We start from the raw sequence: 22811 nt of genomic DNA on the forward strand, positions 1-22811 counted from the left end.
GACCGAGTTCAACCGCGCGACGTTACACGTATCGTGCAAGAAACGGCAGCACTACGGGCACCCACAACTGCGGCGCGTGCACCCAAATTTGATGCGCCTCCATCGGCGAGGCCCCGAACGGCGGAAAGAGATGCCGCTCGCAGACCCCGTCCGCCGCCCGCCGGCGGGCGGCGAGTGCTGCGGACGGCGTGACGTCGAAGTCGTTCTCCGCCTGCAGCAGCAGCAGCGGGCACCGAATGGCATCGGCGTGGGTCAGCAGAAACGGCCGCAGTCCCGGCACCGGACCCCAACTCATCGCCGCCGCGGCGAATGAGACGCAGGCCCTCACCCGCTCGTCGCGCGCCGCCGCGAGCAGCGAGTTGATGCCGCCGTACGAGGAGCCCATCACGCCGACGCGGTCGGGATCCGCCCCGGGCATCGCGCGCACGAAGCGCAGCGCCGCGAGCACGTCGTCGCTCTCAGCCAGAAGGCGGGCGCAGACCTGCTCGTCGTGCCCGGGCGCGCCGGCGGGCGCCGGCACCTCCTCGAGCCGCGAGGGGCCGGGCGACCCGGCATACCCGCGCCGGAACGGGACGAACACCGCGTAGCCGGCGTCGGTCAGCACGCGTGCCACGCCCGGCTTACTGTCCTGCTCGAGGCCGCTGCCGTGGTTCAGAACGACCGCGGGCACGGGACCGCCGCGGCCCCCGCCGCCGGCCCCCGGCGCCGGGAGGTAGCGGTACGCGATGAGATCGCGGCCGGCGCTCGGAAACAGGAGGCGCTCGCCGGGATGGCTTCCGGTTACCACACGCGCAACGGGCAGCCCGACAGCGCCTCGGCCCCGGTCGGCGTGATCAGGACCGTCTCCTCGATGCAGGCCGTGCCGAAGTTCATCCGGATCAGCATCGGCTCGAGCGCGAAGATGTTCCCCGGCCGGAGGACATCCGTCGTCGCCGGACGCAGGGACGGCCGCTCGAAGAGCGAGCAGCCGAGGCCGTGACCAAAGCCCTTGGGCATGTAGTCCGCTTCGTAGCCGGTCCGCACCGCGATCGTCCGCGCGGCCGCGATCATGTCCTGCACCGGCACGCCGGGACCGGCCTTCGCGAGCGCCGCCTCGAACATCTCGAGTCCGGTATCCAGGAACCGCCGCTGCTCGGCGCTCGGTGTGCCGACGACCGTCGAGCGCGACACGTCGGCGCAGTACCCGTGGTAGGTCGCGGCCATGTCGAGGAACACCATGTCGCCCGGCTCCATCACGCGATCCGACGGGGCGCAGTGCTTGAGGCCGGCGCGAGAGCCGGTGGCGACCGCGCTCTCGAAGGCGAGGGCGTCCGCGCCCTCGGCGAACGCGACCGCGTGCGCCCGGGACGCGACGTCGAACTCGCGCGCGCCCGGCGCGAGCGCCCGCAGCGCCTCCTCGTGCATCCGGCCCGAGATGCGCGCCGCGCGCCGCATCGCTTCGATCTCGAGCGGCGACTTGACCGCGCGGACCTCCATCAGCAGGTCGTCCGCCGGAATCCAGGTGGCGCGGGGCAGACGCTCCTCGAGCGCGACCATCACGTGGTGCGGCACGATCGGTCCGCCCGCGACCCCGATCCGGTCGGCCGCGGCCCCGGCCTCTTGAATCCGGTCGGCCGCATGGCCGGCGACGCTCGTCTCGGGGCTCCGGACGAACCCGGGGCGCTCGGCGCCGCGGACGTCGTCGAGCCACGCCGTCCAGATCATGGTATGCATCGGCTCCCCGTGCATCAGCCAGTTCGTGGTCAGCATCGGCGGCCCCGAGGCGGGAATGACGACGACGGTGTCGCCCGCGCTGGTCTCGAAATTCACGAGATACCGCCCGTTGCCGGGATCGGCGCCGTTGGAGTAGGCGACGAGCGCGGCGAGCCCTTCCGCCTTGAGGCGCGCCTGCACGGCCGTGATGCGGCGCTCGTACTCCGACTGCGGAAACGGCATCGTCCGCCACGGACGGCGCGCGTCGGGATCGTAGGGAACCTTCGCCTGGTAGACCGGCAGAACGCCACCCCGCTCGCTCCCGCGTATATCGAGTGAGCGCGCGGGTGCGCCGCTTCCTCTTCCGATCCCGCCGCAACGAGTCCTGCCCATGAAGGACTTGTCCGGAGGGCGCCGGAAGCACCGGCGCCATGAGCGCGGCGCTCGAGTTCGGTATTCAATTTCACCTCGCCTCGACGGTCGACCGCTACGCAACCCCAGATCTCGCAGCGCTCGGCGAGGCCGCGGAGCGCGGGGGGTTCAGCCAAGTCTGGGTCACCGACAATCTCGGCGCGCGGAACCCGTTTGTCGTCCTCGCGGCCCTGGCGCCGCGCGTGCGGATCAAGCTGGGCGCCGCCGTCGTCGTGCAGTACTTTCGCAATCCGGTCGACGTCGCGGATGCGATCGCGACGTTGACCGAGCTGACCGGCGGGCGCGAGCTCGGCGTCGGGCTCGCGCGCGGCAGCCTCTCGAAGACCCCCCAATACGTCCGGCCGTCCGATCCGATCGCCATCCTGGAAGAAACGGCCGGCATGCTGCGGCATCTACTGGCCGGCGACGGCGTGCAATTTGCCCGATACCCCGCGCTGACATCCTATTTCAACCTCTCGCCCAAGGGCGAAGGACGCTTGGGCATGCGTCCGGCCGGTCCGGTCCGCCTGTACGGCGGGGGCAACGGGCCTCGGGCGCTCGAGGTCGCGGGCCGGGCGATGGACGGCGTGATCTACGGCGGATCGTTCCTCGCAGCGGCGCGCGCCGAGACGATCGGCCGCTCGGTCGAGATCGCGGACCGCGCCGCCGGGCGGAGCGCTCCCGGGAAGACACTGCGAAAGGTCGCGGAGGTAAACGTGTCGCTGTCCGCCGATCGAGCCGCCGCCAGGCGCTATGCCAGGCCGTTCGCAGCCACGGTGATCGGTCACCTGCATGCGACGGGCTGGGCCGCGGATGATTTCCGCCGAGCGGGCGTGGAGCCGGAGGACGTCGGGCGCCTCGTCGCCGCCCGGCGCGCAGGGGCGCCGGAGGACGCCGCGGCCGCGATGGTGACCGACGGCATGATCGACGCGACGATCATCGCGGGCGATCCTCGAGCGTGCGCACCCCGGCTCGACGCGGCCTGCGCCGCGGCGGCCCGGCTGGAGTTTCACCAAGTGATGTTCTCCAAGCTCGGGCCCGACTACGGCGAGGCCATCGGCCTGCTCGCGGACTGGCTGCCGTAACCGCGGCGCCAAAGGAGAGCCCGTCTCCCGCAGGTAAGCAAAGAGGCGATGACCCTCGACGACGTCCAGACGCCCGCGCTGATCCTGAATGTCGATGCGTTGGAGCGCAATCTCGCGCGCATGGCGTCGGAGTGCGCCGCCGCCGGGATCGCGCTGCGGCCGCACACGAAAACACACAAGAGCCCGTGGGTCTCCGCCAAACAGATACGCCTGGGGGCGGCCGGCGTCTGCACCGCCAAGCTGGGCGAGGCGGAGGTCATGGTCAAAGCCGGCATTCCCAACGTTCACCTCACCACGGAATTGACGCCGTCCAACATGGACCGGGCGCTGGACATCGCGGCGCTGGCCGAGGTCAGCGTCGTCGCGGATGCCTTCGAGATGGTCGACCTCCTGTCGGCGAAGGCCCGGGACCGCGGGCTCACGCTGACGGTGCTGGCCGACGTGAACGTGGGCCAGAACCGGACCGGCGTCGAACCGGGTGAACCGGTGCTGCAGCTGGCGCGGCGCATTCTCGACGCGCCGGCGCTGCGCTTCGGCGGACTGCAGGGATACGAAGGGCACTGCCAGCACATCCGGGACCGCGCGGAGCGCCGCGGCCGCGCGTTCGAGGCATACGCGCGTCTGGCCGAGACCAAAGCGCTGCTGACCGACCACGAGATCCCGGTGCCGGTCGTGACGACCGCCGGCACCGGCACGTACGCGGCCGCCATCGAGCACGGGACGGCCACCGAGGTCCAACCGGGCTCCTACACGGTCGTGGACAGCGACTACGCCGCGGTGCAAGGCCTGCCCTTCGAACACGCGCTGTTCGTGCTGACGACCGTGGTCAGCAATCAGCGCGCGGGGCTCGTGATCATCGACGCCGGCCACAAGACGGTCAGCACCGACGCCGGTGCGCCCGCGGTCAAAGACTTTCCGGAAGCCAAGTATCAGGCGGCCGGCGACGAGCACGGCAAGATCGCGGGCCTGCCCGCGCGGCGCACGCCCGGCGACCGGATCTGGCTGATCCCGAGCCACTGCGACACGACGATCAATCTCTACAACCGGTACGTCCTCGTACGGGACGACGGGCGCTGCCTGGGCACACTCACGATCGACGCCCGGGGACAGAGCGCCTGACACTCCAAGGGGGGAAACGCGTGTCTCGATTCAAGGCAGGGCTATTGCTCTTTGCCGCGTTGATCGCGGCGGCGGTCGCCGCGCAGCCGTTCTCCGGCGCGACCGCGCAGCAGGCCGGCGTCCTGCGGACGCCCCTCGACGGCCAGCCGTCGAGCCTCGACCCGTACTTCGCGGTGGACGTGCCGGGGGCGTCGGTCGTCATGATGATGTACAACACCCTGGTGACGTTTGACGCCGGGGGGAGGCTGGTGCCGGCCGCCGCGCGGAACTGGGATATCTCCCCCAACGGGCTCGTCTACACGTTTCATCTGCGGCCGATGCGGTTTCACGGCGGCCGCGCCGTCACGGCGGACGACTGGAAGTGGTCGTTCGACCGGATGAGCGATCCGGCGCTGCGCGCGCCGGTCGCCGACTTCGCGCTGTCCAGCGTGCAGGGCTATCCGGAGCGGCGGGCCGGCGCGGCCACCGTCGCCGGCATCCGCGTCTTGGATCCGATGACGCTGCAGTTCGTCGTCAACCCGGCCCGCCGCGGCGGGTTTCTGCACCGCCTCGCCTACTACGCGGCGGTGGTCCTCGACCGCGACGTCGTGCAGAACGGCGGCCAGGGCTGGTTCGCGCAGAAGGACGCCGGCACGGGCCCCTTTACGATGCGCGAGTGGGTGACGAACGACCACATCACCCTGGCCGCGAACCCCGTCTACTTCCTCGGCGCGCCGAAGATCAGCCGCCTGGAAATGCCGATCGTGACCGAGTCGACGACGCAGTTCCGCGAGTATCAGACCGGGCAGCTCGACCTCATCCAGGTGCCGCTCGCGCAGTTCCCGCGGATCAAAGCGGACCCCGCGCTCGGCAAGGAGCTGCTGGTCTTCCCGCGGGTGCAGATCGTGTATCTCGGGCTCAACGAGCGCGTGTACGCGCCGTTCAAGGACCCCCGGGTCCGCCGCGCCTTCGCGATGTCGGTCGATAAAGACAAGATCGTGCAGAACGTCTTCTTCGGCCTGTTTACGGCCGCCCGCACGATCGCGCCGCCCGGCATCCCCGGCTTCTATGGAGAGTACAAGGGCCTCCCGTACGATCCCGCGCAGGCGCGCGCGCTGCTCGCGCAGGCCGGCGTATCGGGCAAGCTCCCGCCGCTCACCGTCGCCGTGAACCCGGGCGGCTCGCTGTACCAGATGACGGCCGAGCCGGCGGCGGCGATGCTGAAGCAAAATCTGGGGGTCGACGTCGGGCTGCAGAAGACCGAGTACGCGACGTTCATCCGCGCGCTGATCGCGAAGAACGTCTACCAGGCGTTTCTCACCGGCTGGACGGCGGACTATCTCGACTACAGCGATTACATGGACGTCCTGCTCTACAGCACGTCGCCGTTCGACCGGGTCAATTACAACAATCCGGACGTGGACCGGCTGATCGACCAGGCGAATGCGGCGCCGACGGACGCGGAGCGGATCGCGGCCTACCACAAGGCGGAGGCCATCGCCGTCAACGACGCGGCGCTGGTGCCGATTTTCTACAGCCGCAGCGCGATGCTCAAGAAGCCCTACGTCGTCGGACTGCAGACGGCGCCCTGGGCGCCGGGCTATCTCCCGCCGGCCGGCGTCGTCATTCAGAAGTAGCGGCGCCGCGCGGCCTCAGTCCCAGGTCACGGTCGGATACCGCGTCAGCATGTCCACGCCTGTCGGCGTGATCAGAATCGTATCCTCGACCACGCCGGTGCCGACGTTCTCCATCACGACCATCGGCTCGTAGGCCATCGTCATCCGGGGGCGCAGCTCCGCCGGGTTCCCGGCGAAGAGGCCCGGCGCTTCGAACAGCGAGACGCCGAGACAGTGCCCGTACTGCCCGGGGCAGAAGTACGGCTCGTAGGGCGTCCCGCGCACGACCGCCGCCAGCACCTGCGCGACCTCGTCCACGGTCACGCCGGGCCGGATGGCCGCGAGGCCCGCGTCGTGGAGCTTGAGCCCGGTCGTCAGCAGCTCGCGTCCCACGCCCGCGGCGCCGCCCACCATCGTGCAGCGGCTGAGATCGGACTTGTATCCGTCGAAAGACGCGCCGAGATCGATGAACACCATGTCGCCCTTCTCGAGGCGGCGCCGGCGCGGGTGGCTGTGCTTCAGCCCCGCGCGCGGCCCCGACACGATGCTCGTCGCGAACGCCTCGGTGCCGCCGAGGCTGTGCATGCGGTTCACCGCGGCGCCGGCCAATTCGGTCTCCTCGACCCCTTCGCGCAGTATGCCGAACACCGCGGCCATCGCCTCGTCGGCGATCCGCCCGGCCTCGCGCAGCTTGGCGATTTCTTCGTCGCTCTTGTAGCGGCGGATCTCGGCCAAAATCGTGTCGGCCGGCTGGAGCTGCGGGAGCCGGGCCATCAGCGCGCTGTGCACCGGATGCGGCAGCCCGGCGGAGCCGATGATGCCGACCTGCTTGACATCGCCCAGGGCGTCGGCGGCCAGCTGGGCGATGCCGTCGACCGGACCGCCGTAGACCGGACGGCGTAGAATTACCCGGACGTCCGGCACCCGGCACATCCAGATCATCGAGTGCATCGGCTCGCCGTGCATCACGGCGTCCGTCGTCAGGGCCATGCGGCCGTCGAGGTGCACGATGGCAAACGCGCTGCCGACGACCGGCGCGAAGTTGGTCAGATACTCGACGTTCTCCGGGGCTTCGCGGGTGCCGTAGACGCAGACCGCGTCGAGCCCTGCCTTCTCCATCCCGGCGCGCAGCGCCGAGATCCGCCGGTCGTATTCGGCGTCGCTGACGAGATTGACGCGATACGTCTTGCGCGACTCCATGTCATACGGAACACGCGGCATGCCTACGCCTCCGGGGAAGTGGTCTGCGGACGAGCTTAGGACGTCGCGGCCGGCGCCGCCTGCCGCTCTCCGTCCCGCACCGACTCGAGGTATACGAGCACCTCTGAGGCGGGCGTCACGTCGCCGTACTTCATGTCGATGTCGAACAGACTGACCTTGTGCGCGACGGTACTGCGGTCGCAGACGCATTCGACGGGGACGATCACGCGGAAATGGTAGCTGAACGCGTCCAGCACGGTGGCCCGCACGCAGCTGCTCGTGACGGTGCCGGTGACGATCAGCGTGTCCACGCCGCCGTGGATCAGGTACGACGCCAGATCCGTGCCGAAGAACGCGCTCGGCGCGGACTTCACGATCACCGATTCGGTCGGGAGCGGCGCGAGCTCAGGCACGATCTCGTACGCGCCGTCGCCCGCCATGATCGGGTCCCGGACGGCCGTGGCCTTCGAGCGGCCTCGCTCCGCAGGGATGGTGCGGCGGCGCGCCTTTGAAAAGAACACGGGACAGCCGGCCGCGCGCGCCCGATCGAGCAGCGCGCGGATGGCGCGCACGGCCGCGGGCGCGCCCTGGGTGCTGAACGGGTAGGCCGGATCGACGAAGGCGCGATACATGTCCACGATCAGCAGCGCGGGACGGCGTCCGTATCCGATCCGGCCGCCCCAGCCGCCCTGTGTGTAGAGGTCCCGTTCGGCCTGCGGGATGACGTCATCCCAAATCGCCACGGCGTTCCCCCGCCCTCTGCGCAGCTCGCGGATGGATGGTATTACCGGTCCCAGCCGATCGGTGAAATTGGCCGTGCACCCACCGTCGACAACACCGTCCAGGCGGTCCCCGCGTCGCCGGCTCCGACCAGGTGTCCCCGCGGCACACGAGACGCCTTACGTACCGTTGCTTCCTTCCGGACCTGGCGGGGTTGGTAAGATCTCGTTGCGCGGGACCCGATCCTCCTCGTCACGTGCGCGGGCCGGACCCTGAGCGGTGAGGCCTCGGGTGGGAGTTCAGTCCCGCTGGAGCGGGTTGCGGGTACAGGGAACCGCTAGCTCCCCACCTAGCACGGCCATGTCGTAGTATAGCACGCGCGCCGTCCCGACCGGCGTCAGCGGCGGGTCTGCAGCCACCGAGTGTACGGCATCCACGCCACGTCCGGCCGAGGCGGATCCGGCAGCATCGTGATCAGCTCGACCGAGTGTCCGTCTGGATCATCGAAGAACACCGACGCGGCCGGCATCCACCCGATTACGACGGGCTCGTCTCCGTCCCGCGGGGTGACGCCGGCGGTCCGGAGCCGGGCGGGCGCCGCCAGCAGGTCGTCCAGCGCGACCTCGACCGAGAAATGGAGCCGCTGCGCAAGCGGTGAGGTCCCGATGGACCACAGACCCAACATTCCCTTGCCCGCCCCGCCGATCCACAGAAACGCGGCGTCCCGCTCGGGCACCCGGTGGGCCAGCGTGAGACCGACGACGTCCCGGTAGAATGCGATCGAACGGTCCAGGTCCCGCACGGTCAAATGCGTTTCGAAGAGGCCGCGAATCGGCGGCACGGTCGCCACCTCCTTGCCGGCGTTGGTGCTAGGCGCGAGCGATCGCGTTCCGCAGCGCCGCCGCCGGATCGTCGCCCACGAAGTGCACGGTGCGCATGCCGAGTCGCGCCGCAGCGGTGACGTTCTCTTCGCGGTCGTCGACGAAGAGCGCTCCCGCCGGCTCAGCATCGAGGCGCTCGAGACAAAACCGGTAGATTCGCGGATCCGGCTTCGTGGAGTGGACGTCGCCGGAGACGATCACCACGTCAAACCACTCCTCCAGCGCGCGGTCGCGGCGAATGCACTGGGCCAGCGCCACAGGCATGTTGGAGAGCATGGCGGTTGAAACGCCCCTCGCCCGAACGTCCCTTGCAAGATCCCAGACCTCGTCCCGATACCGCATCCATGAATCGCCGTCGCGGTCGGCGAGCCAGTCGAACAGCGCCCGTTCGTTCGATTCCTCCGGCCGGAGCCGAAGCGACCGCAGCACGCGCCGCCAATAGTCGGCGGGTGGATACTCGCCCGCGTCGTAGGGCCGGCGGTGCTCCCAATAGGCCGCGGTAAAGGCCTCGACGGTCACCCCAAGCCGCGCCGCCATCGCCTGAATGACGTCCGCCGCCTGCGGATAGGTCAGCACGTTGCCGTAATCGAGGATGAGCGCGCGCAGCGGTGTCACGTCGTCATTGTAGCGGATCATGAACTACCAGTAGGCGAAATCACCAAGGGGCCGAAGGTACGTCGCGCCGGCCCGATCCAGTACCGCCTTGAGCTCATCCGTCGGCGTTCCGAACACGGAGAGCCGTTTTCGGTCCACCAAGCTTTCAAACCGGCGGCTGAACATCTTCTCAAACGCTCGCAGGTGTGCCAGCGCCGCCGCGGAGTCCGCGTATCTCTCGTACAGATGCACGATCCGACCGTCTTCGCTTACGAACCGTTGATAACTCAGCGCACCGGGCTCGGGGCGCGTCGACTCCACCATCTCGCCCGTCAGCGCCCGAAAGTTATCGAGCTGACCGGGCCTGACGGCCAACTCGACCACCCACGCGATCTCATCGCCCATGTGTCGCCTCCCACAACCGCAGCAACTCTGTCTCGCGCCCGGCCGCCAAGCCGGCCAAAGGGTCTCCGTCCTGCGGCCGCGTGCGGTCCCAAGCGAGCGTGTCGGCGATGGTCTTCGCGAGCGGCCGCAGGCGGAGGCCCGCGCCGATCGCCTTCGTCGAATCGAGACCGGCCAGGTCGTCGCGGCCCCGCGGCACCCAGAGCGGGATTTCCGTCCACGGCGTCACGCCGTGCTCGAGCAAGAACGCCTCGCTCACCCACACGAACGACGCGCCGGAGGCGCGGCTGACCGCCCGGCTGGTCTCGAGCACCTCTCCGATCGTGACGCCGGGCTGGCTGCCGAGGTTGAACGTCCCCGTCAGCCCCGCTTCCACGCTCATGACGATCCACCAGGCGATGTCCCGCGCGTCGATAAACGGCAGCACCACGCGGTTCGGTCCATCGAAGGCGAGGACCGTGCCGCCCCTCGCCACCCGGCGCGGCCAGTAGGTAAAGCGGTCCGTGGGATCCCGCGGCCCGACGACCAGGCTGAGCCGCGCGACGAGCGCCTGGTCCGGCATGGCGTCCTCGACGGCGCGTTCGCACAGCGCCTTGAGCGCCCCGTACGCGGCCGGGTCCTGATAGTCTTCCCGCCGGTCGTCCGTGATCGTCTTGATCGGCGCCTGCTCGCCGATTCGGTCCGCGGCCTTCGGCGAGTCGTAGACGCTGGCGGTCGAAATGAACGTGTAGTGGTCTACGGCGGGCGCCAGCAGTTGGACCGAGGCGCGGACGATTCGCGGCACGTAGCCCGAGACGTCGATGACCGCGTCCCACCGGCGCCCGCGCAGGGCGGTGAGATCGCCGTCGCGGTTTCCGCGCAGGTGTTCGACCGCGATATCCGGATTCGGATCCGATTGGCCGCGGTTGAAGACCGTTACGTCGTGGCCGCGGGCCAGCGCGGCTTCCGCGATGTGCCGGCCGACGAACCGCGTCCCGCCGAAGATGAGAATCTTCACGCCGTGCACGCCGGCCGGTTCCTCACCGCCATTGCCCGGATCGATTGTCGAAGAAGAAAAGACACTGCAACCGCGCAACTTGTTCCAGCGCGGCCGATTTTACCTCCGCGTGCTCCCGGTCGACGGCATAGGGGCTGCGCCGGTAGGCAGCCTCGCCCTTCGCCAGGTCCTCCGCCGCGACGAAATAGTAGATCGCATCCTCCTCGGGCGATACAAAACACGCTTCGACAATCACGCCTTCGTTGCGCAGAGTTTCGAAGATTTCCGCAGACCGGCGTTTCATTTCCTCGGACCAACTGAGCCACTTCTCCTTGCCGTCCGGTTTGAACCGGTACTTCAGCAGCCGGGCTTCCGACAATTGGCCACCCCTGGGCGATCAGGCTCTGCCGCTACTTCACGAACATCAGGGACAAGAGTTTCGGCGGCGCACCGGGCGCGTCGTCAGAATACCGCCACTCATCCAGGGCGTCGAGACGAAGCCGCGCGTTCAGTCCGGCGGTCACGAAATCCGAAACATCGTGCTGGAAGGCAGGGACCCGCATGATGGCTTGCGTTGCCGGATCAACGTACTGCGCTTTCAACCCGGCCAACTGTTGAAAGGGGTGAAATTCACAGACAAACATCGCGCCGCCCTGGCGCAAGGCCCGTTCGGCCTCTTTGAAAACTGGACCCAGATCGTCGACGTGTTCGAGGACCAGGCCTGCCGCCACCAGATCCACCGATTCGCCGGGGATGGGCCATTTCGCCGAGATATCATGCAGCATGAAGCGAACGCGGTCAGACGTCACGCGGCGACGCGCCTGGTCCAGCATCGGTTCGGAAAAGTCGAGCGCGACTACGCGCTCGCCTAATTCAGCGAACCAGACGGTGTTCGTGCCGGTCCCACATCCTAGTTCGACGATAGACTTGCCGGATAAGTTCAGGTCTTGCTTCCTAAGCACGGCCGCCGCAAGATCGCGGAGGTGGCGCGGTTCGCTCGTATCATACGTGGCCGCCCACGCATCATATGCCGCCCGTACTCCATCCGGCGTCATCCCAACACGGCCGGTCGGTCAGTCAAGGTACCGTGGCACGATCTCGGTTTCGCGGACGCCGTCGGCCGTCCGTTCGACGCGCCACGCCCGCGCCGCCGGCCGTGAAGAGACGAACTCGGCGATCTCCGTGCCATGATACACCACTCCGACGCCGTCGTCGGCGGCGATGCCCGGGGGGAGCGCGCCCCCTGACACGGCGGCGTGGAATGCCGGCCGGCGATCCTTCTCGCCGTCGTAATGCGGAACAAAGGTGCCGGAAAGGAATCCCAAGCCGTCCCGCAAGGTCTGCAGCGGCCGGCCGAACGTGTCCGTGAGGCCCGCCTCGAACCAGCACAGGGCGCCGGCGCTGACGCCGCTTAAGATGACGCCCCGCTCCCAAGCCTCGCGAAAAATGGCGTCGAGGCCGGCAAGCCGCCAGGTCGCGAGCAGGTAGCCCGTCGCGCCGCCCCCGACGTACACGATGTCCTGACCGAGGATGAAGCTCCGCAGGTCCTGGAGCTTCCGGCTGAAGAGCCGCAGGTGGGACGGCAGACAGCGTTCGACGGTGTAGGCATCGTAGAAGCGGGCGATGTTGCTCTCCGAATCGCCGCTCGCCGTCGGCACAAAGCAGACCTTCGGGGGCGTCCGGCGCGCGAGCGACAGAATGTAGCGGTCCAGCCTGGGATTGTCGGGTTCCATGTTAAACCCGCCGCCGCCCAATGCCACGATCCGCCGCTCTGTCATCGCCGTATGATCACCGTATCCTGTCGCATAGTCACGGTGTTAGGGTTCGACGCGGACGCCGAAAACTTTTCGGGCTAACCCGCGACGGCCAGAAGCGCGCCGAGCAGCAGCGCGCCCGCGGCGGCCATCGACGGCAGCAGGAAGCTCCCGGTCGCGTCGTAGACCGCGCCGGCAAACGCGGGACCGACAATCTGCCCGATGCCGAAGACGGCCGTTAAGATCGCCAGCGTCCCGCGCGGGTCGCCTGTGGTGAGGCGCCGGCCCTCGATCAATCCCAGCGCCGTGATGCCCATGATCGTCCCGCCAAAGAGCACCGCCGCGAGAAACACACCTGCCGGCGCGATCCAAAGCACGCTGGCGGCCACCCCCGCGGCCTCGGTGGCGCAGGCGAGCGCGAACGCGCGAACGATGCCGATCCTCTCTCCCACACCCGTCCAAAAGACCACCGACGGCAGGCCGGCCATGCCGACGACGATCCAGACGAGCGGCTCGAGCGACCGTATCGCCGGCGAACCGCGCACGATGGCGACGAGAAACGTCCCCGTAATGACGTAACCGAAGCCGAACAGGCCGTAGCCCGCGGCCAGTGCCGCCAGTCGGCGACTGTCCCGCTTCGCCGGCACCCGCGGGGTCCCGGGCGCGTCGTGCCGCTCCGGGATGAGAGTCGCGGCGCCCCACAGCGCGAGAAGCGAGACGCAGCCGCTCGCAAGCCAGAGCTGGCGCCACCCGCCGCCCAGCGCGGCGACCGCCGCGACGAGGGCCGCGGACACCGCGATCCCGGCGCCGACGCCGGCGAAATGCACCGCGGCAAGTTCGGGTCTCCCCGCCTGGCTCAGGCGATCCAAGACCAACGCCGATGAAAAGACGAGGACGAGCGCGCTGGCCACCCCGCCGGCGAATCGCAGCGCCATGAACGCGGCTACGGACGACGCGAATGTCATAGCGCCGGTCGTCACGGCGCTGCCCGCCAGACCGGCCAGGAGCCAGCGGCGCCGGGAGCCGCGCACCACCGGCGTCGCCGCGGCCAGCGCGCCGGCAAGGTAGCCGAGGAAGTTCGCCGACGCGAGCAGGCCGGCGGTGGCCTTCGTCATCCCCAGATCCTCGGTCATGCGCGGCAGAATCGGCGTGTACACAAAACGTCCAATGCCCATCGCGGCGGCCATCGCGATGAGCCCGCCGAGCGCAAGCGCCAGAGGACGGGGCGATTCCGTAGACAGCTTGGTCTGCATCTTCGAGCCGCGATACGCCGTGCTCCTGTGACACCCCGGAGGGACGCCCGGCGTCCGCCCAGTAGTGAGACCGTCAATGAAGCGCGCCGAGTACGGGTGGATCGTCGTCGCGACCCTGTGCGTGACGGAGACGGTGTCCTGGGGCATCGTCTACTACGGCTTCCCGGTCTTCCTGCAGGCGATGGAGCGGGACCTCGGCGTGTCCCGCGTCGCCATTACCGGCGCGCTGTCGCTGGCGCTCGCAATTTCCGCGCTGGCCGCGCTGCCGGTCGGCCGGTGGATCGACCGCCGCGGCGCCCGCGGTCTCATGACCGTGGGGTCGTGCCTCGCCTTCGTGCTCCTGATCGCCTGGTCGCGCGTCCACTCGCTCGGCGCGCTCTACGCCGTCTGGGGCGCGATGGGCATCGCCATGGCGATGATCCTGTACCAGCCCGCGTTCGCAGCGGTGGTGCAGTGGTTTCCGCGGAACCGCGAGCGGGCGCTGCTTACGGTGACGCTTGCCGCGGGATTCGCCAGCACGATCTTCATGCCGCTCGCCGCCTGGCTGCTCGCGTGGATCGGCTGGCGCGCCGCGGTCAGTGCGCTGGCGGTCTTTCTCGCGGCCGTCACGATTCCGGCCCACGCGCTCATCCTGCGCGCCCCTGGCGGCCACGGCCGGGGCGCGGAGGCGGACGGGCCCATCTCGACCGACGCCACGCTCGGAACGGCGCTGCGGCACGGCGTCTTCTGGGTGCTCGCGCTCGCGTTCGCGTTCGGAAGCTTCACGGTCGTGTCGCTGAACATCCACATGATTCCGTACCTCGGGCAGCACGGCTATTCTACAAGGCTCGCCGCGTCGGTCGTGGGCTGGATCGGCGGCATGCAGGTGCCGGGGCGTCTCTTGTTCGTGCCGATCACGGCCTGGCTCGGCGCGGTCTGGGTCACCGGATCGTTGTTCTTCGCCGAAGGCGCGGCGATGGCGCTGCTGGCCGCGGGCGCGCTCGGGGCGGGTCTCGCGCCAATGATCCTGCTGTTTGGCGCGGCCGCAGGGATGCTGACGCTCGCGCAGGCGACGGCGGTCGCCAACATCTGGGGACGGCGCCATTACGCCAGCATCGCCGGGGCGATGGCGATCCCCGGAAATCTTGCCCGCGCGCTCGGCCCGGTCGGGTCGACGCTCCTCTACACGTGGCTCGGCGGCTACGCGCGCCTGTTCTGGATCCTCGCCGTCGCCCTCGCGATCACCGGGGTCGCGGTGCTCGTCACCGAGCACCGCGCCGCCTCACACGCCGCGGCGCCCGCCCGGGAAACCGCCTCGGCGCTCAACGGCTAGCCGGCCTCGAGCGGCCGGTGCATCTGAACACCACGTCGGGAATCGCGGCGAGCTTCTTCGACTACGTCCGGCTCGACGGCGGCTTGATCGTGGAGCGGGTGCAGCAGACCGACGTGCTGGGCCAGATGCGGCAGCTTTATGGAAAGGCGATGGGCCTGGTCGGGCTCGGGGCTATGCTGTGGCGGCTTTAGCCGCGGACGGCGAGCATCGCCGGCGTGCCTAGTAGACTTCGCGCACCGGAACGGAGATCCGGTCGGGCAGCAGCAGCACCGTCTCGTACTTGGCCGGTACGATCGTCGCGTAGGAAACGCTCACGCTGCCGTCGCCCGGCATCTGGGGTCCGGCCGGCGAGTGGAGGGCAAAATCCATCAGGAACACATTCGGGTCGGCGCTCGGCGGAAGATGAGGCCTGAACTCGACGCTGTAGCCGACGACGCGAAACGCGCACTGTCCCCGCACATGGAGCGTGGGAATCGCCCCGAGACCCGGCGCCCGGTCGATCCAGGCCGACCATGAGGCGCAGTCATAGGGCGACTGCGCGGCGGCCGAATGCATCATCAATCCCGCGATGGCCGCGAGAAACGCGGCCGGCAGGAGCCAATAGTAACGGAGTGCGGTGATCCCCCGAAGTAGAGCGCCCACCTGCCTGCCTCCTCCGATGGTTCTCACACTCCAATAAGTACCCATTTTTGCCGATCGGAAGCCACGGCGGCGCCGAGGGTCCCGGCGCCGGAGCGCCCCGGCCCGGCGGGAATGTCCCCGGCGGCGGCGGAATGTAGGGGTGCCATGCCGGGCGGAGCGACACTGCAGGCCGGTGACATCCACCACGTGTGGGACGTCTTTCTTCTCGCGGCGATCGGAGTCGCCGGCATCGTCTACATCCTGATCTTTTGGTGCATCGTCCGGTACCGCCGGCGAAGCGAGGCCCTGCCGCCGCAATTCCACCACCACGCCGTCGTGGAGACCGCCTGCACGGTCACAGCCCTGTTGATCGTCGCCGGGCTGTTCGCGCTGTCGTACGGGGCCGAGGCGCGCATCGAGCGGTTGGATCCGCGGCCGGCGGCGACCGTGCGGGTCACCGGCTTCGACTGGTCGTGGCGGTTCGAGTACGCCGGCGGCGGGCCGACCGTGACCGGCACGCCCGAGCATCCCCCGGTCCTCGTCGTGCCGGTGGGCCGGCCCGTCCACATCCAGATTACGTCGGCGGACGTGGACCACGCGTTCTTCGTCCCGGCGTTCCTGTTCAAGCGAGACGCGATTCCCGGGCTGTTGAGCCACTTCGATCTCGTCGTGACGCGGCCGGGCATGTACCGCGGCGAGTGCGCCGAGTTCTGCGGCCTGGACCACGCCGCGATGAACTTCACCGTGTCGGCGGTGACACCGCAGGCCTACCAGCAGTGGCTGCGGGAGCGCCGCACGGCCGGCCCGCCGGGACCCGCCGCATCCGGCGTGGAGAACCCATGAGCACCGCGGCAGCCCTGCCGGTGCCCGGGCCGCGCGTCGGCCTCCTCGGCTGGCTCACGACGACGAACCACAAGCATATCGGCATTCTGTACATGACCACCACGCTCGGGTTCTTCGCCCTCGCCGGCATCATGGCGCTGCTGATCCGCGCCGACCTCACGGTGCCGAACCACCCGATCGTCGGCCGCCAGACGTACGCCGAACTGTTCACGCTGCACGGCACCGGGATGATCTTCCTCGTCATCGCGCCGTTCGGGCTCGGCCTCGCCAACTACATCCTGCCGCTGCAGATCGGCGCGCCCGACATGGCGTACCCGCGCCTCAACGCGCTGTCGTACTGGCTGTTCCTCCTCGGCGGCCTCGTCGTGATGAGCGGCCTGCTCACCCGGGACGGCGCCGCCGCCGCGGGATGGGTCGCCTACGCGCCCCTGTCGACCACCGGGAGCCCCGGTGCGGGGATGGACCTCTGGATCGTCGGCGTGCTCATGGTGAGCGCGTCGTCGATCATGACCGCGATCAATCTCATCGCCACGACCGTGCTGTACCGGGCGCCGGGCATGATCATGTGGCGGATCCCGGTTTTCTGCTGGGACATGGTCGTGACGTCGCTGATCATCCTGATGGCGTTCCCGCCGCTGGCCGCGACGCTCGCGATGCTCCTCATCGACCGGCGGCTCGGCGGCCACGCCTTCGATCCGTCGCAGGGCGGGAGCGCCGTCGTCTACCAGCATCTCTTTTGGTTCTTCGGGCACCCCGAAGTCTACGTGATGGTCCTGCCCTATTTCGGCATGATCACGGAGATCATCCCGGTCTTCTCGCGAAAGCCGGTGTTCGGGTACACCGCGTTCGTGCTGACGACGCTCGCGATCGCCGGGCTGTCGATGGCGGTGTGGGCCCACCACATGTTCACGACCGGAGCGGTCGTCAACCCGTTCTTCTCCGCGATGTCGCTGCTGATCGCCGTGCCGACCGGGATCAAGTACGTCAACTGGATCGGCACGATGTGGCGCGGCGCGATCGTGTTCCCCACGGCGATGCTGTTTGCCGTCGGGTTTCTGCTCAACTTCCTGATCGGCGGGGTGACCGGCGTCATGATCGCGTCGCCGCCGATCGACTTCTGGGCGGAGGACACCTACTTTATCGTCGCCCACATGCACTACGTGCTCGGCGGCGGCAGCCTGTTCGCGCTCTTCGCGGCCGTCTACTACTGGTTCCCGAAGATCACCGGCGTGATGCTGCGCGAACGCTGGGGCCGTCTCCAGTTCTGGCTCGTCTTCGTGGGCTTCAACGCCACGTTCTGGCCGATGCACCTGCTCGGGCTGTGGGGCATGCAGCGGCGCGTCGTGACGTACCCGGATCTCCCCGGCTGGCACGCCATGAACCTCATCGCGAGCCTTGGGTCCGCCGTGCTCGGCCTGGGTGTCCTCGTCTTCCTCTGGAACCTGTGGGTGTCGCTCCGCGATCGGGTCCCGGCCGGGCCCGATCCGTGGGGCGGATACACGCTCGAATGGGCCACCACTTCGCCCCCGCCCGAGTTCAACTTCGAGACCCTTCCGCCCATTCACTCAGAGCGGCCGGTGTTCGATCTGCGTCGTTCCCGGAACGCGCCGTGAACACGACGCAGGGGATCCTGCTCGGCTCCGCGGCCTTTGCGCTCGTGGTCGGCGCGATCTACTGGTTCGTGAGTTACGAGAGCGCCGGCGCCCTCATGCTGCTCACGATGGCGGTGGGACTCGCGCTCGCCGCGGCGTACCTGGCGCTCCTCCGCCGCCGGGCGTCGCTCGCCGCGGATCAACGCGACGTGCGTCCGTCCGACGCGCGCGATGAAGCCGTCGGGGTCTTCGCCTCGCACAGCGTGTGGCCGCCGGTGCTGGCCCTCGGCTGCGCGGTGGGCCTGACCGGACTGATCTACGGCTGGTGGCTCGCCGTCCTCGGCGCCGCCGGCGTGACCGCGGCGCTCGTCGGGTTGGTGCGCGACGACCGCGCGGCGCGGTCGAGGTGATCGGCGAGGCGGCGGTCTTCCGCGGCCCACGCGGCCGCGACGAGCAGCAGCGCGGCGATCACGGGGAGGCCGCCCCCCAGCCACATGATGATCCCGCCGGTCTGCTGGTCGGCCAACGCTGAGGTGCCCCGGACCGCGGCCGTCACGGCGTAGTGCGGGTAGAGCACGTGCCGCGACGAGAAGATCGCCAACCCCACGAGGGACTGCACCGGCAGCGCCGCCGCCAGATAGAGCAGGCGCAGCCCGTAGCCGAGACGCCAGCGCGACGGCTCGAGTCCCACGACCGGATACCAAAAGACCAGCGCGGCCGACAGGTACAACGCGTGCTCCAGAACGTGCACGGCGGGACGCTCGAGCGCGGCTTCATACAGCGGCGTAAAGTGCGACCCGGCCAGCACCGCGGCGTACACCGCCCACGCCCCGGGCGGCCATGTCAGCGCCTCGACGAAGCGGCTGTGGGACAGCCGCGCGGCCGCGGCCTCGAGCCCGCGCACGCCGCTCTGGCGGGCGAGCCGAAGCGGCGTCCCGACCAGCAGCAGCGGAGCGGCGACCAGCATCAGGAGCAGGTGCTGCGCCATGTGGGCGCTGAGAAACCACGCGGAGAGGCCGTCGAGCGGCGGGCCGAGCGCGGCGGCGCCGGCGGCGACCCCGAGGGCGAACGCGGCGGCGCGAAGCGGCGGAAACGGCCGCGACGCATGGCGGCGGTTGTACCGCCGGATGCCGGCGCCGTACAAGGCGAGGATGCCGGCCGCGAGCACAAACGGCGCCGCGGCGCTCACTCTTCCTCGTCCTCCACGACGTAGCCGCCGCCGGGCCCGCGGCGCACCACGTGCCAGGCCGGGACCGGACGCCCCTCCGCGGCCTTGAGTTCCCGGCACACGACGTAGGTGACCCATCCCGCGACCAGCGGAGCGATCAGCACCACGCCGCGCAGCACCTGGGTCACAACCTCCACGGGCACGCCGAAGAACCGCGCCATCACGTCGTTGCTGCCCGCCAGCGTCAGCAGCACCACAAACGTGAGCGCGGCCGCCCCGACCCCGCTGCGGCGCGGCGCGGCGCGGGCGCGGTCGAGGAAGTGGTGGACTTCGCGGTCGCCCGTCAGCCGCTGCTCGATGAACGGCCAGAGCGCGTATATCGTGATCAGCAGTCCCGGCACCAGCACGCCCGGAAAGAACGGCTCCGGGATCGTGTGCCCGAACCCGCGCAGTTCCCAGTTGGGCATGAGGCGCAGCGCGCCTTCGAGCCAGCCGATGTACCAGTCCGGCTGCGCGGGCGAGCTCACCGTGGTCGGATCGTACGGGCCGTACAGCCACACCGGGTTGATCTGGACGAGGCCCCCAAGCGCCGCCAGCACCGCGAAGACGGCCAGCCCGAGCCCCGCCGACTTCATCGCGTAGTTCGGCCACAGCGGCGACCCGACCACCGTGTCCTCGGTCCGGCCGGGCGCGCGGAACTGCGTGTGCTTCTGATGCCAGATGATCGCGAGATGCGCGCCGAGCGCGGCGAGGATGAGGCCCTGGAGCAGCATGATGTGCAGCGCGAGCAGCCGGCCGATCGTCACCGGCGCGGGAAACTCTCCGCCGAAGAACAGGAACGCCGCCCAGGTGCCGACGACCGGAATCGACAGCAGCACCGAGTACGCGATCCGGATGCCCGTGCCCGAGAGCAGGTCGTCGGGCAGCGAGTAGCCGGTGAAGCCCGCGCCCATCGCGAGCAGCACGAGGCTCGTGCCGATCAGCCAGTTGATCTCGCGCGGCCGCCGGAACGCGCCGGTGAAGAAGACCCGCAGCGCGTGCGCGACGATCGCGGCGACGAAGACGAGCGCGGCCCAGTGGTGGATCTGCCGCATCACGAGTCCGGAACGCACGTCAAACGACAGCCCCAGCACGCTCGCGTAGGCCGCCGACATCCGCTCCCCGCGCAGCGGCGCGTAGGAGCCCTGATAGACGACGTCCTCGCCCGACGCGGTGAAGAAAAACGTCAGAAAGATCCCCGTCACGAGCAGCGCGAGGTAGGCGTACAGCGCCACCTCGCCGAGCATGAACGCCCAGTGGTCCGGGAACGCCTTGCGCAGCGCCTTGCGCGCGAACGACGCCGCGCCGAGGCGGTCGTCGAGCCACAGCACCAGCCGGCGGATCATGAGAGCTCCCAGAATCCCGGGCCGACCGGCGCGGAAAAGTCGCCGGTCGCGCGCAGGTACCCGTCCTCGTCGATCCGCAGCGGCAGCTGCGGCAGCGCCCGGGTCGTGGGCCCGAATATCGGCGCCGCCCCGCGCAGCACGTCGAATGTGGACTGGTGGCACGGACACAGCAGCTGGTGGGCCGCGGCGCGGTAGAGTCCGACGGGACAGCCCGCGTGCGTGCAGAGCTTCGAGAAGGCCACGTGGCCCTTCGGCGCCCAGGTGCCGCGCCCGGGCGGCAGTGCAAGCTGCGCCGGATCCACCCGGATCAACAGCGCCTGCGACACGGGCGACCCGCCGTGCCCCTCCGGGAACACGGTGATCACCGATCCCACGGCGAGCTGGCCGTCGCGAATGCGGTGCCCTTCGCCGTCGATGAGAAACGTTCCGGGCTGCCATTCGGTGTGGAACATCGAACGGCCGGGGCGCGGACCCAGCGAGCGGATCGGAAAGAACACGACCAGCACGAGCGCCGCGAGCGCGCCGAGCAGCAGGCGTCCAAGAGTCCGCCTCCCGGTGAGCTGCTCTTCCCCGCGCTCGAGCGCCGACGTCGCGGCCGCGCGCACCGCCGGCGGGGACGGCTCGGTCTCGCGGACGTCGGTCACTTCCTCCTGTGGAAGAAGACGCAGCGCCCACGCGATCACCGCGGCGCCGAGCGCGCCTAACGAGACCGCGAGCAGCGTCCCTTCCAGCTGCGGCTGGCCTCCGGCGGCGTAGACGAGGACGAGGGCGAGGCTGCCGCAGATCGACAAGGCCAGCATGCCGGCGATCGGCCGCTCGACCGGGCGCATTACGTCGTCGTCCCGATGAAGCGGATGATCACGACCAGGCCGGCGAACCCGACGAGCCAGGCGATGAACCCCTCCGCCACGGGCCCGAGGTGCCCCAGGCTGAGCCCGCCCGGATCCGCCGGGGTCCGCAGCAGCAAGACGTAGCGAACCAGTGAATTCAGGTCGTGCTGGTCGATGACCCCGACGTCGAACCGCGGCATCGGGTTGGGGCCGATGCGCACGGCCTCGGCGACCTGGAGCGGGGTCGCCTCGTAGAGATCGGGCGCGTCCGCGCCCTCGCCCACCGCGGCGCCCTGGCCGGCCGTACCGTGGCACGGCGCGCAGTTCGCCGCGAAGATCTGCTGCCCGCGCGTGAGGTCGCCGCCGGCCGGGTACACGGCCGGGATCGGCGGGCCCCCCGGCGCGAGCGACGTCACAAACACCACGAGCGCGTCGATGTCGGGGCGCGTCCACGCCGACGCCCGGCGCACCATCGGCTGCTGCGGATCCGCGAGCGGCATCCGGCCGGTCGAGAGCGCGAAGTCCACCGCGGCCGCGCCGATGCCCCGGAGCGTCACGCCGTCGTCCGTGCCCTGCCCCGTCACGCCGTGGCAGGATGCACAGTGGAGCGCGTAGAGATCGGCGCCTCGCCGCACATCCCCGCTCGCGGCGGAGGCGGGCGTCGACGGCGGCGGCGAGGGCGTCTGGGCCCGCGAGCGGGCGGCCGCCACGACGGTCGCCCCCAACACCACCATCACGGCGGCCACCGTGACGGTGCGCCGGCTCATCGGATGAGCCAGATCGTGGAGAACACCGCGATCCATACGGCGTCGACGAAGTGCCAGTAATAAATCACCGCGTCGGGTCCGCCGGTCCCGCCGCCGGGATCCAGCGCGCGATAGGCGCCGCCCGCGACTTTGACCGCCAACCCCAACAACAGAATGATGCCCACGACCATGTGGAGCGCGTGAAAGCCGGTCAGGGTGAAAAAGATCGTGCCGTACGCGTGCGACGCGACGGTGAAGCCCGCGCTCAGCCAGTCGTGCAGCTTGAGGCCAAGAAACACGAGCCCCATCACGGCGGTCAGGACCAAGCGGCGGACGGCCGCGGCGCGATGCCCGGCGCGCAGCGCGTGGGCGGCCAGATGCGCGGGGATGCTCGAGCCGAGCAGAATCGCCGTCGCGAGCCCCATTTCGGCGAGGTCGAGGTGCACCCCGGCCGGCGGCCAGACGACCGCTTCACCGCGGAGCGTAAAGTACGCGCCGAACAGCGCCCCGAAGAACATCGTCTCGGACGCGATGAACAGCACCATGCCCAGCACGAGCGGGGCCGGGTGCGTCGCACCCGGGCGGGCGGCGGTCTGCGCGATCATCTCCGGCCGTTCTTTCCGTCCGTGCGC

At 69.7% G+C, this 22811-nt stretch carries 26 protein-coding genes and 1 other RNA gene; 8 read left to right on the forward strand and 19 right to left on the reverse strand.

What is annotated here, in order from left to right; all coding sequences use genetic code 11:
- Positions 1–22 precede the first annotated feature (22 nt).
- Positions 23–787, reverse strand: a complete 765-nt coding sequence (locus tag VKT83_00875; GenBank protein HLY21001.1) for an alpha/beta fold hydrolase — start codon at positions 785–787, stop codon at positions 23–25.
- Positions 781–1935, reverse strand: coding sequence for a Xaa-Pro peptidase family protein (locus VKT83_00880; protein HLY21002.1), 1155 nt, complete (start codon positions 1933–1935; stop codon positions 781–783). Before VKT83_00880 ends, VKT83_00875 begins: the two co-directional genes overlap by 7 nt.
- 188 nt (positions 1936–2123) lie before the next feature.
- Between VKT83_00880 and VKT83_00885 the strand changes: the two genes are divergently transcribed.
- From VKT83_00885 to VKT83_00895, 3 genes are read left to right on the forward strand one after another with little or no spacing between them, the layout of a single operon-like run.
- Positions 2124–3188 carry an LLM class flavin-dependent oxidoreductase gene (locus tag VKT83_00885; GenBank protein ID HLY21003.1) on the forward strand — a complete coding sequence of 355 codons (1065 nt, stop codon included), beginning with the start codon at positions 2124–2126 and terminating at the stop codon, positions 3186–3188.
- A gap of 48 nt (positions 3189–3236) precedes the next feature.
- Positions 3237–4307 (forward strand): DSD1 family PLP-dependent enzyme, encoded by a 1071-nt coding sequence (locus VKT83_00890; GenBank protein HLY21004.1) that lies wholly within the window; start codon positions 3237–3239, stop codon positions 4305–4307.
- A 20-nt stretch (positions 4308–4327) separates the two neighbouring features.
- Entirely contained in the window at positions 4328–5923 is a 1596-nt protein-coding gene (locus tag VKT83_00895) for an ABC transporter substrate-binding protein (GenBank protein ID HLY21005.1), read from the forward strand.
- A gap of 15 nt (positions 5924–5938) precedes the next feature.
- Here VKT83_00895 and VKT83_00900 read toward each other — a convergent pair whose 3' ends face one another.
- From VKT83_00900 to VKT83_00950, 11 genes are all read right to left on the reverse strand, one after another.
- On the reverse strand, positions 5939–7123 hold the full coding sequence (locus VKT83_00900; protein ID HLY21006.1) for a Xaa-Pro peptidase family protein: 1185 nt from the start codon (positions 7121–7123) through the stop codon (positions 5939–5941).
- Between the two features lie 35 nt (positions 7124–7158).
- The gene (locus tag VKT83_00905) at positions 7159–7845 is read right to left on the reverse strand and encodes an isochorismatase family protein (GenBank protein HLY21007.1); all 687 of its coding nucleotides are present in this window, start codon (positions 7843–7845) and stop codon (positions 7159–7161) included.
- Positions 7846–7916: 71 nt separating this feature from the next.
- Positions 7917–8180, reverse strand: an RNA gene (gene ffs / locus VKT83_00910) — signal recognition particle sRNA large type.
- Between the two features lie 39 nt (positions 8181–8219).
- Complete coding sequence (locus VKT83_00915; GenBank protein ID HLY21008.1) at positions 8220–8663, reverse strand: VOC family protein; 444 nt, start codon at positions 8661–8663, stop codon at positions 8220–8222.
- Positions 8664–8691: 28 nt separating this feature from the next.
- A complete protein-coding gene (locus VKT83_00920) occupies positions 8692–9339 on the reverse strand; it encodes an HAD family phosphatase (GenBank protein ID HLY21009.1) in 648 nt (215 codons plus the stop codon).
- A 3-nt stretch (positions 9340–9342) separates the two neighbouring features.
- Positions 9343–9702 carry an antibiotic biosynthesis monooxygenase gene (locus tag VKT83_00925; GenBank protein ID HLY21010.1) on the reverse strand — a complete coding sequence of 120 codons (360 nt, stop codon included), beginning with the start codon at positions 9700–9702 and terminating at the stop codon, positions 9343–9345.
- Positions 9692–10696 (reverse strand): NAD-dependent epimerase/dehydratase family protein, encoded by a 1005-nt coding sequence (locus tag VKT83_00930; GenBank protein ID HLY21011.1) that lies wholly within the window; start codon positions 10694–10696, stop codon positions 9692–9694. Before VKT83_00930 ends, VKT83_00925 begins: the two co-directional genes overlap by 11 nt.
- Before the next feature lie 22 nt (positions 10697–10718).
- Positions 10719–11054 carry a DUF6176 family protein gene (locus VKT83_00935; GenBank protein HLY21012.1) on the reverse strand — a complete coding sequence of 112 codons (336 nt, stop codon included), beginning with the start codon at positions 11052–11054 and terminating at the stop codon, positions 10719–10721.
- Positions 11055–11085: 31 nt separating this feature from the next.
- Positions 11086–11730, reverse strand: a complete 645-nt coding sequence (locus tag VKT83_00940) for a class I SAM-dependent methyltransferase (GenBank protein ID HLY21013.1) — start codon at positions 11728–11730, stop codon at positions 11086–11088.
- Between the two features lie 18 nt (positions 11731–11748).
- Positions 11749–12453: a peptidase E gene (locus tag VKT83_00945; GenBank protein ID HLY21014.1), complete on the reverse strand. Its 705-nt coding sequence runs from the start codon at positions 12451–12453 to the stop codon at positions 11749–11751.
- A gap of 74 nt (positions 12454–12527) precedes the next feature.
- Complete coding sequence (locus VKT83_00950) at positions 12528–13682, reverse strand: YbfB/YjiJ family MFS transporter (GenBank protein ID HLY21015.1); 1155 nt, start codon at positions 13680–13682, stop codon at positions 12528–12530.
- Positions 13683–13758: 76 nt separating this feature from the next.
- On the opposite strand from VKT83_00950, the gene VKT83_00955 reads away from it, so the two are divergent.
- A complete protein-coding gene (locus tag VKT83_00955) occupies positions 13759–14994 on the forward strand; it encodes an MFS transporter (protein HLY21016.1) in 1236 nt (411 codons plus the stop codon).
- A gap of 17 nt (positions 14995–15011) precedes the next feature.
- Positions 15012–15185: a hypothetical protein gene (locus VKT83_00960; protein ID HLY21017.1), complete on the forward strand. Its 174-nt coding sequence runs from the start codon at positions 15012–15014 to the stop codon at positions 15183–15185.
- A 28-nt stretch (positions 15186–15213) separates the two neighbouring features.
- On the opposite strand, the gene VKT83_00965 is transcribed toward VKT83_00960, so the two are convergent.
- On the reverse strand, positions 15214–15636 hold the full coding sequence (locus VKT83_00965) for a hypothetical protein (GenBank protein ID HLY21018.1): 423 nt from the start codon (positions 15634–15636) through the stop codon (positions 15214–15216).
- Between the two features lie 144 nt (positions 15637–15780).
- Here VKT83_00965 and coxB point away from each other — a divergent pair, with 144 nt between their 5' ends.
- Genes coxB through VKT83_00980 form a run of 3 tightly spaced genes read left to right on the forward strand, consistent with a single transcriptional unit; the run spans position 15781 to position 18460 of the window.
- Positions 15781–16458 carry a cytochrome c oxidase subunit II gene (gene coxB, locus VKT83_00970; protein ID HLY21019.1) on the forward strand — a complete coding sequence of 226 codons (678 nt, stop codon included), beginning with the start codon at positions 15781–15783 and terminating at the stop codon, positions 16456–16458.
- Positions 16455–18071 (forward strand): cbb3-type cytochrome c oxidase subunit I, encoded by a 1617-nt coding sequence (locus VKT83_00975; protein HLY21020.1) that lies wholly within the window; start codon positions 16455–16457, stop codon positions 18069–18071. Before coxB ends, VKT83_00975 begins: the two co-directional genes overlap by 4 nt.
- On the forward strand, positions 18068–18460 hold the full coding sequence (locus VKT83_00980) for a cytochrome c oxidase subunit 4 (protein ID HLY21021.1): 393 nt from the start codon (positions 18068–18070) through the stop codon (positions 18458–18460). Before VKT83_00975 ends, VKT83_00980 begins: the two co-directional genes overlap by 4 nt.
- On the opposite strand, the gene VKT83_00985 is transcribed toward VKT83_00980, so the two are convergent.
- From VKT83_00985 to VKT83_01005, 5 genes are read right to left on the reverse strand one after another with little or no spacing between them, the layout of a single operon-like run.
- Complete coding sequence (locus VKT83_00985) at positions 18367–19239, reverse strand: cytochrome c oxidase assembly protein (protein HLY21022.1); 873 nt, start codon at positions 19237–19239, stop codon at positions 18367–18369. The genes VKT83_00980 and VKT83_00985 overlap by 94 nt on opposite strands.
- Positions 19236–20603, reverse strand: coding sequence for a ubiquinol-cytochrome c reductase cytochrome b subunit (locus VKT83_00990; protein HLY21023.1), 1368 nt, complete (start codon positions 20601–20603; stop codon positions 19236–19238). Before VKT83_00990 ends, VKT83_00985 begins: the two co-directional genes overlap by 4 nt.
- Entirely contained in the window at positions 20600–21433 is an 834-nt protein-coding gene (locus tag VKT83_00995) for a Rieske 2Fe-2S domain-containing protein (protein ID HLY21024.1), read from the reverse strand. Before VKT83_00995 ends, VKT83_00990 begins: the two co-directional genes overlap by 4 nt.
- Complete coding sequence (locus VKT83_01000) at positions 21433–22200, reverse strand: c-type cytochrome (GenBank protein ID HLY21025.1); 768 nt, start codon at positions 22198–22200, stop codon at positions 21433–21435. The genes VKT83_00995 and VKT83_01000 overlap by 1 nt, the downstream gene beginning before the upstream one ends.
- Positions 22197–22784 (reverse strand): cytochrome c oxidase subunit 3, encoded by a 588-nt coding sequence (locus tag VKT83_01005; GenBank protein HLY21026.1) that lies wholly within the window; start codon positions 22782–22784, stop codon positions 22197–22199. The genes VKT83_01000 and VKT83_01005 overlap by 4 nt, the downstream gene beginning before the upstream one ends.
- Positions 22785–22811 lie beyond the last annotated feature (27 nt).

This window comes from bacterium, from assembly GCA_035308905.1.
Taxonomy (GTDB): Bacteria; Sysuimicrobiota; Sysuimicrobiia; order Sysuimicrobiales; family Segetimicrobiaceae; genus DASSJF01.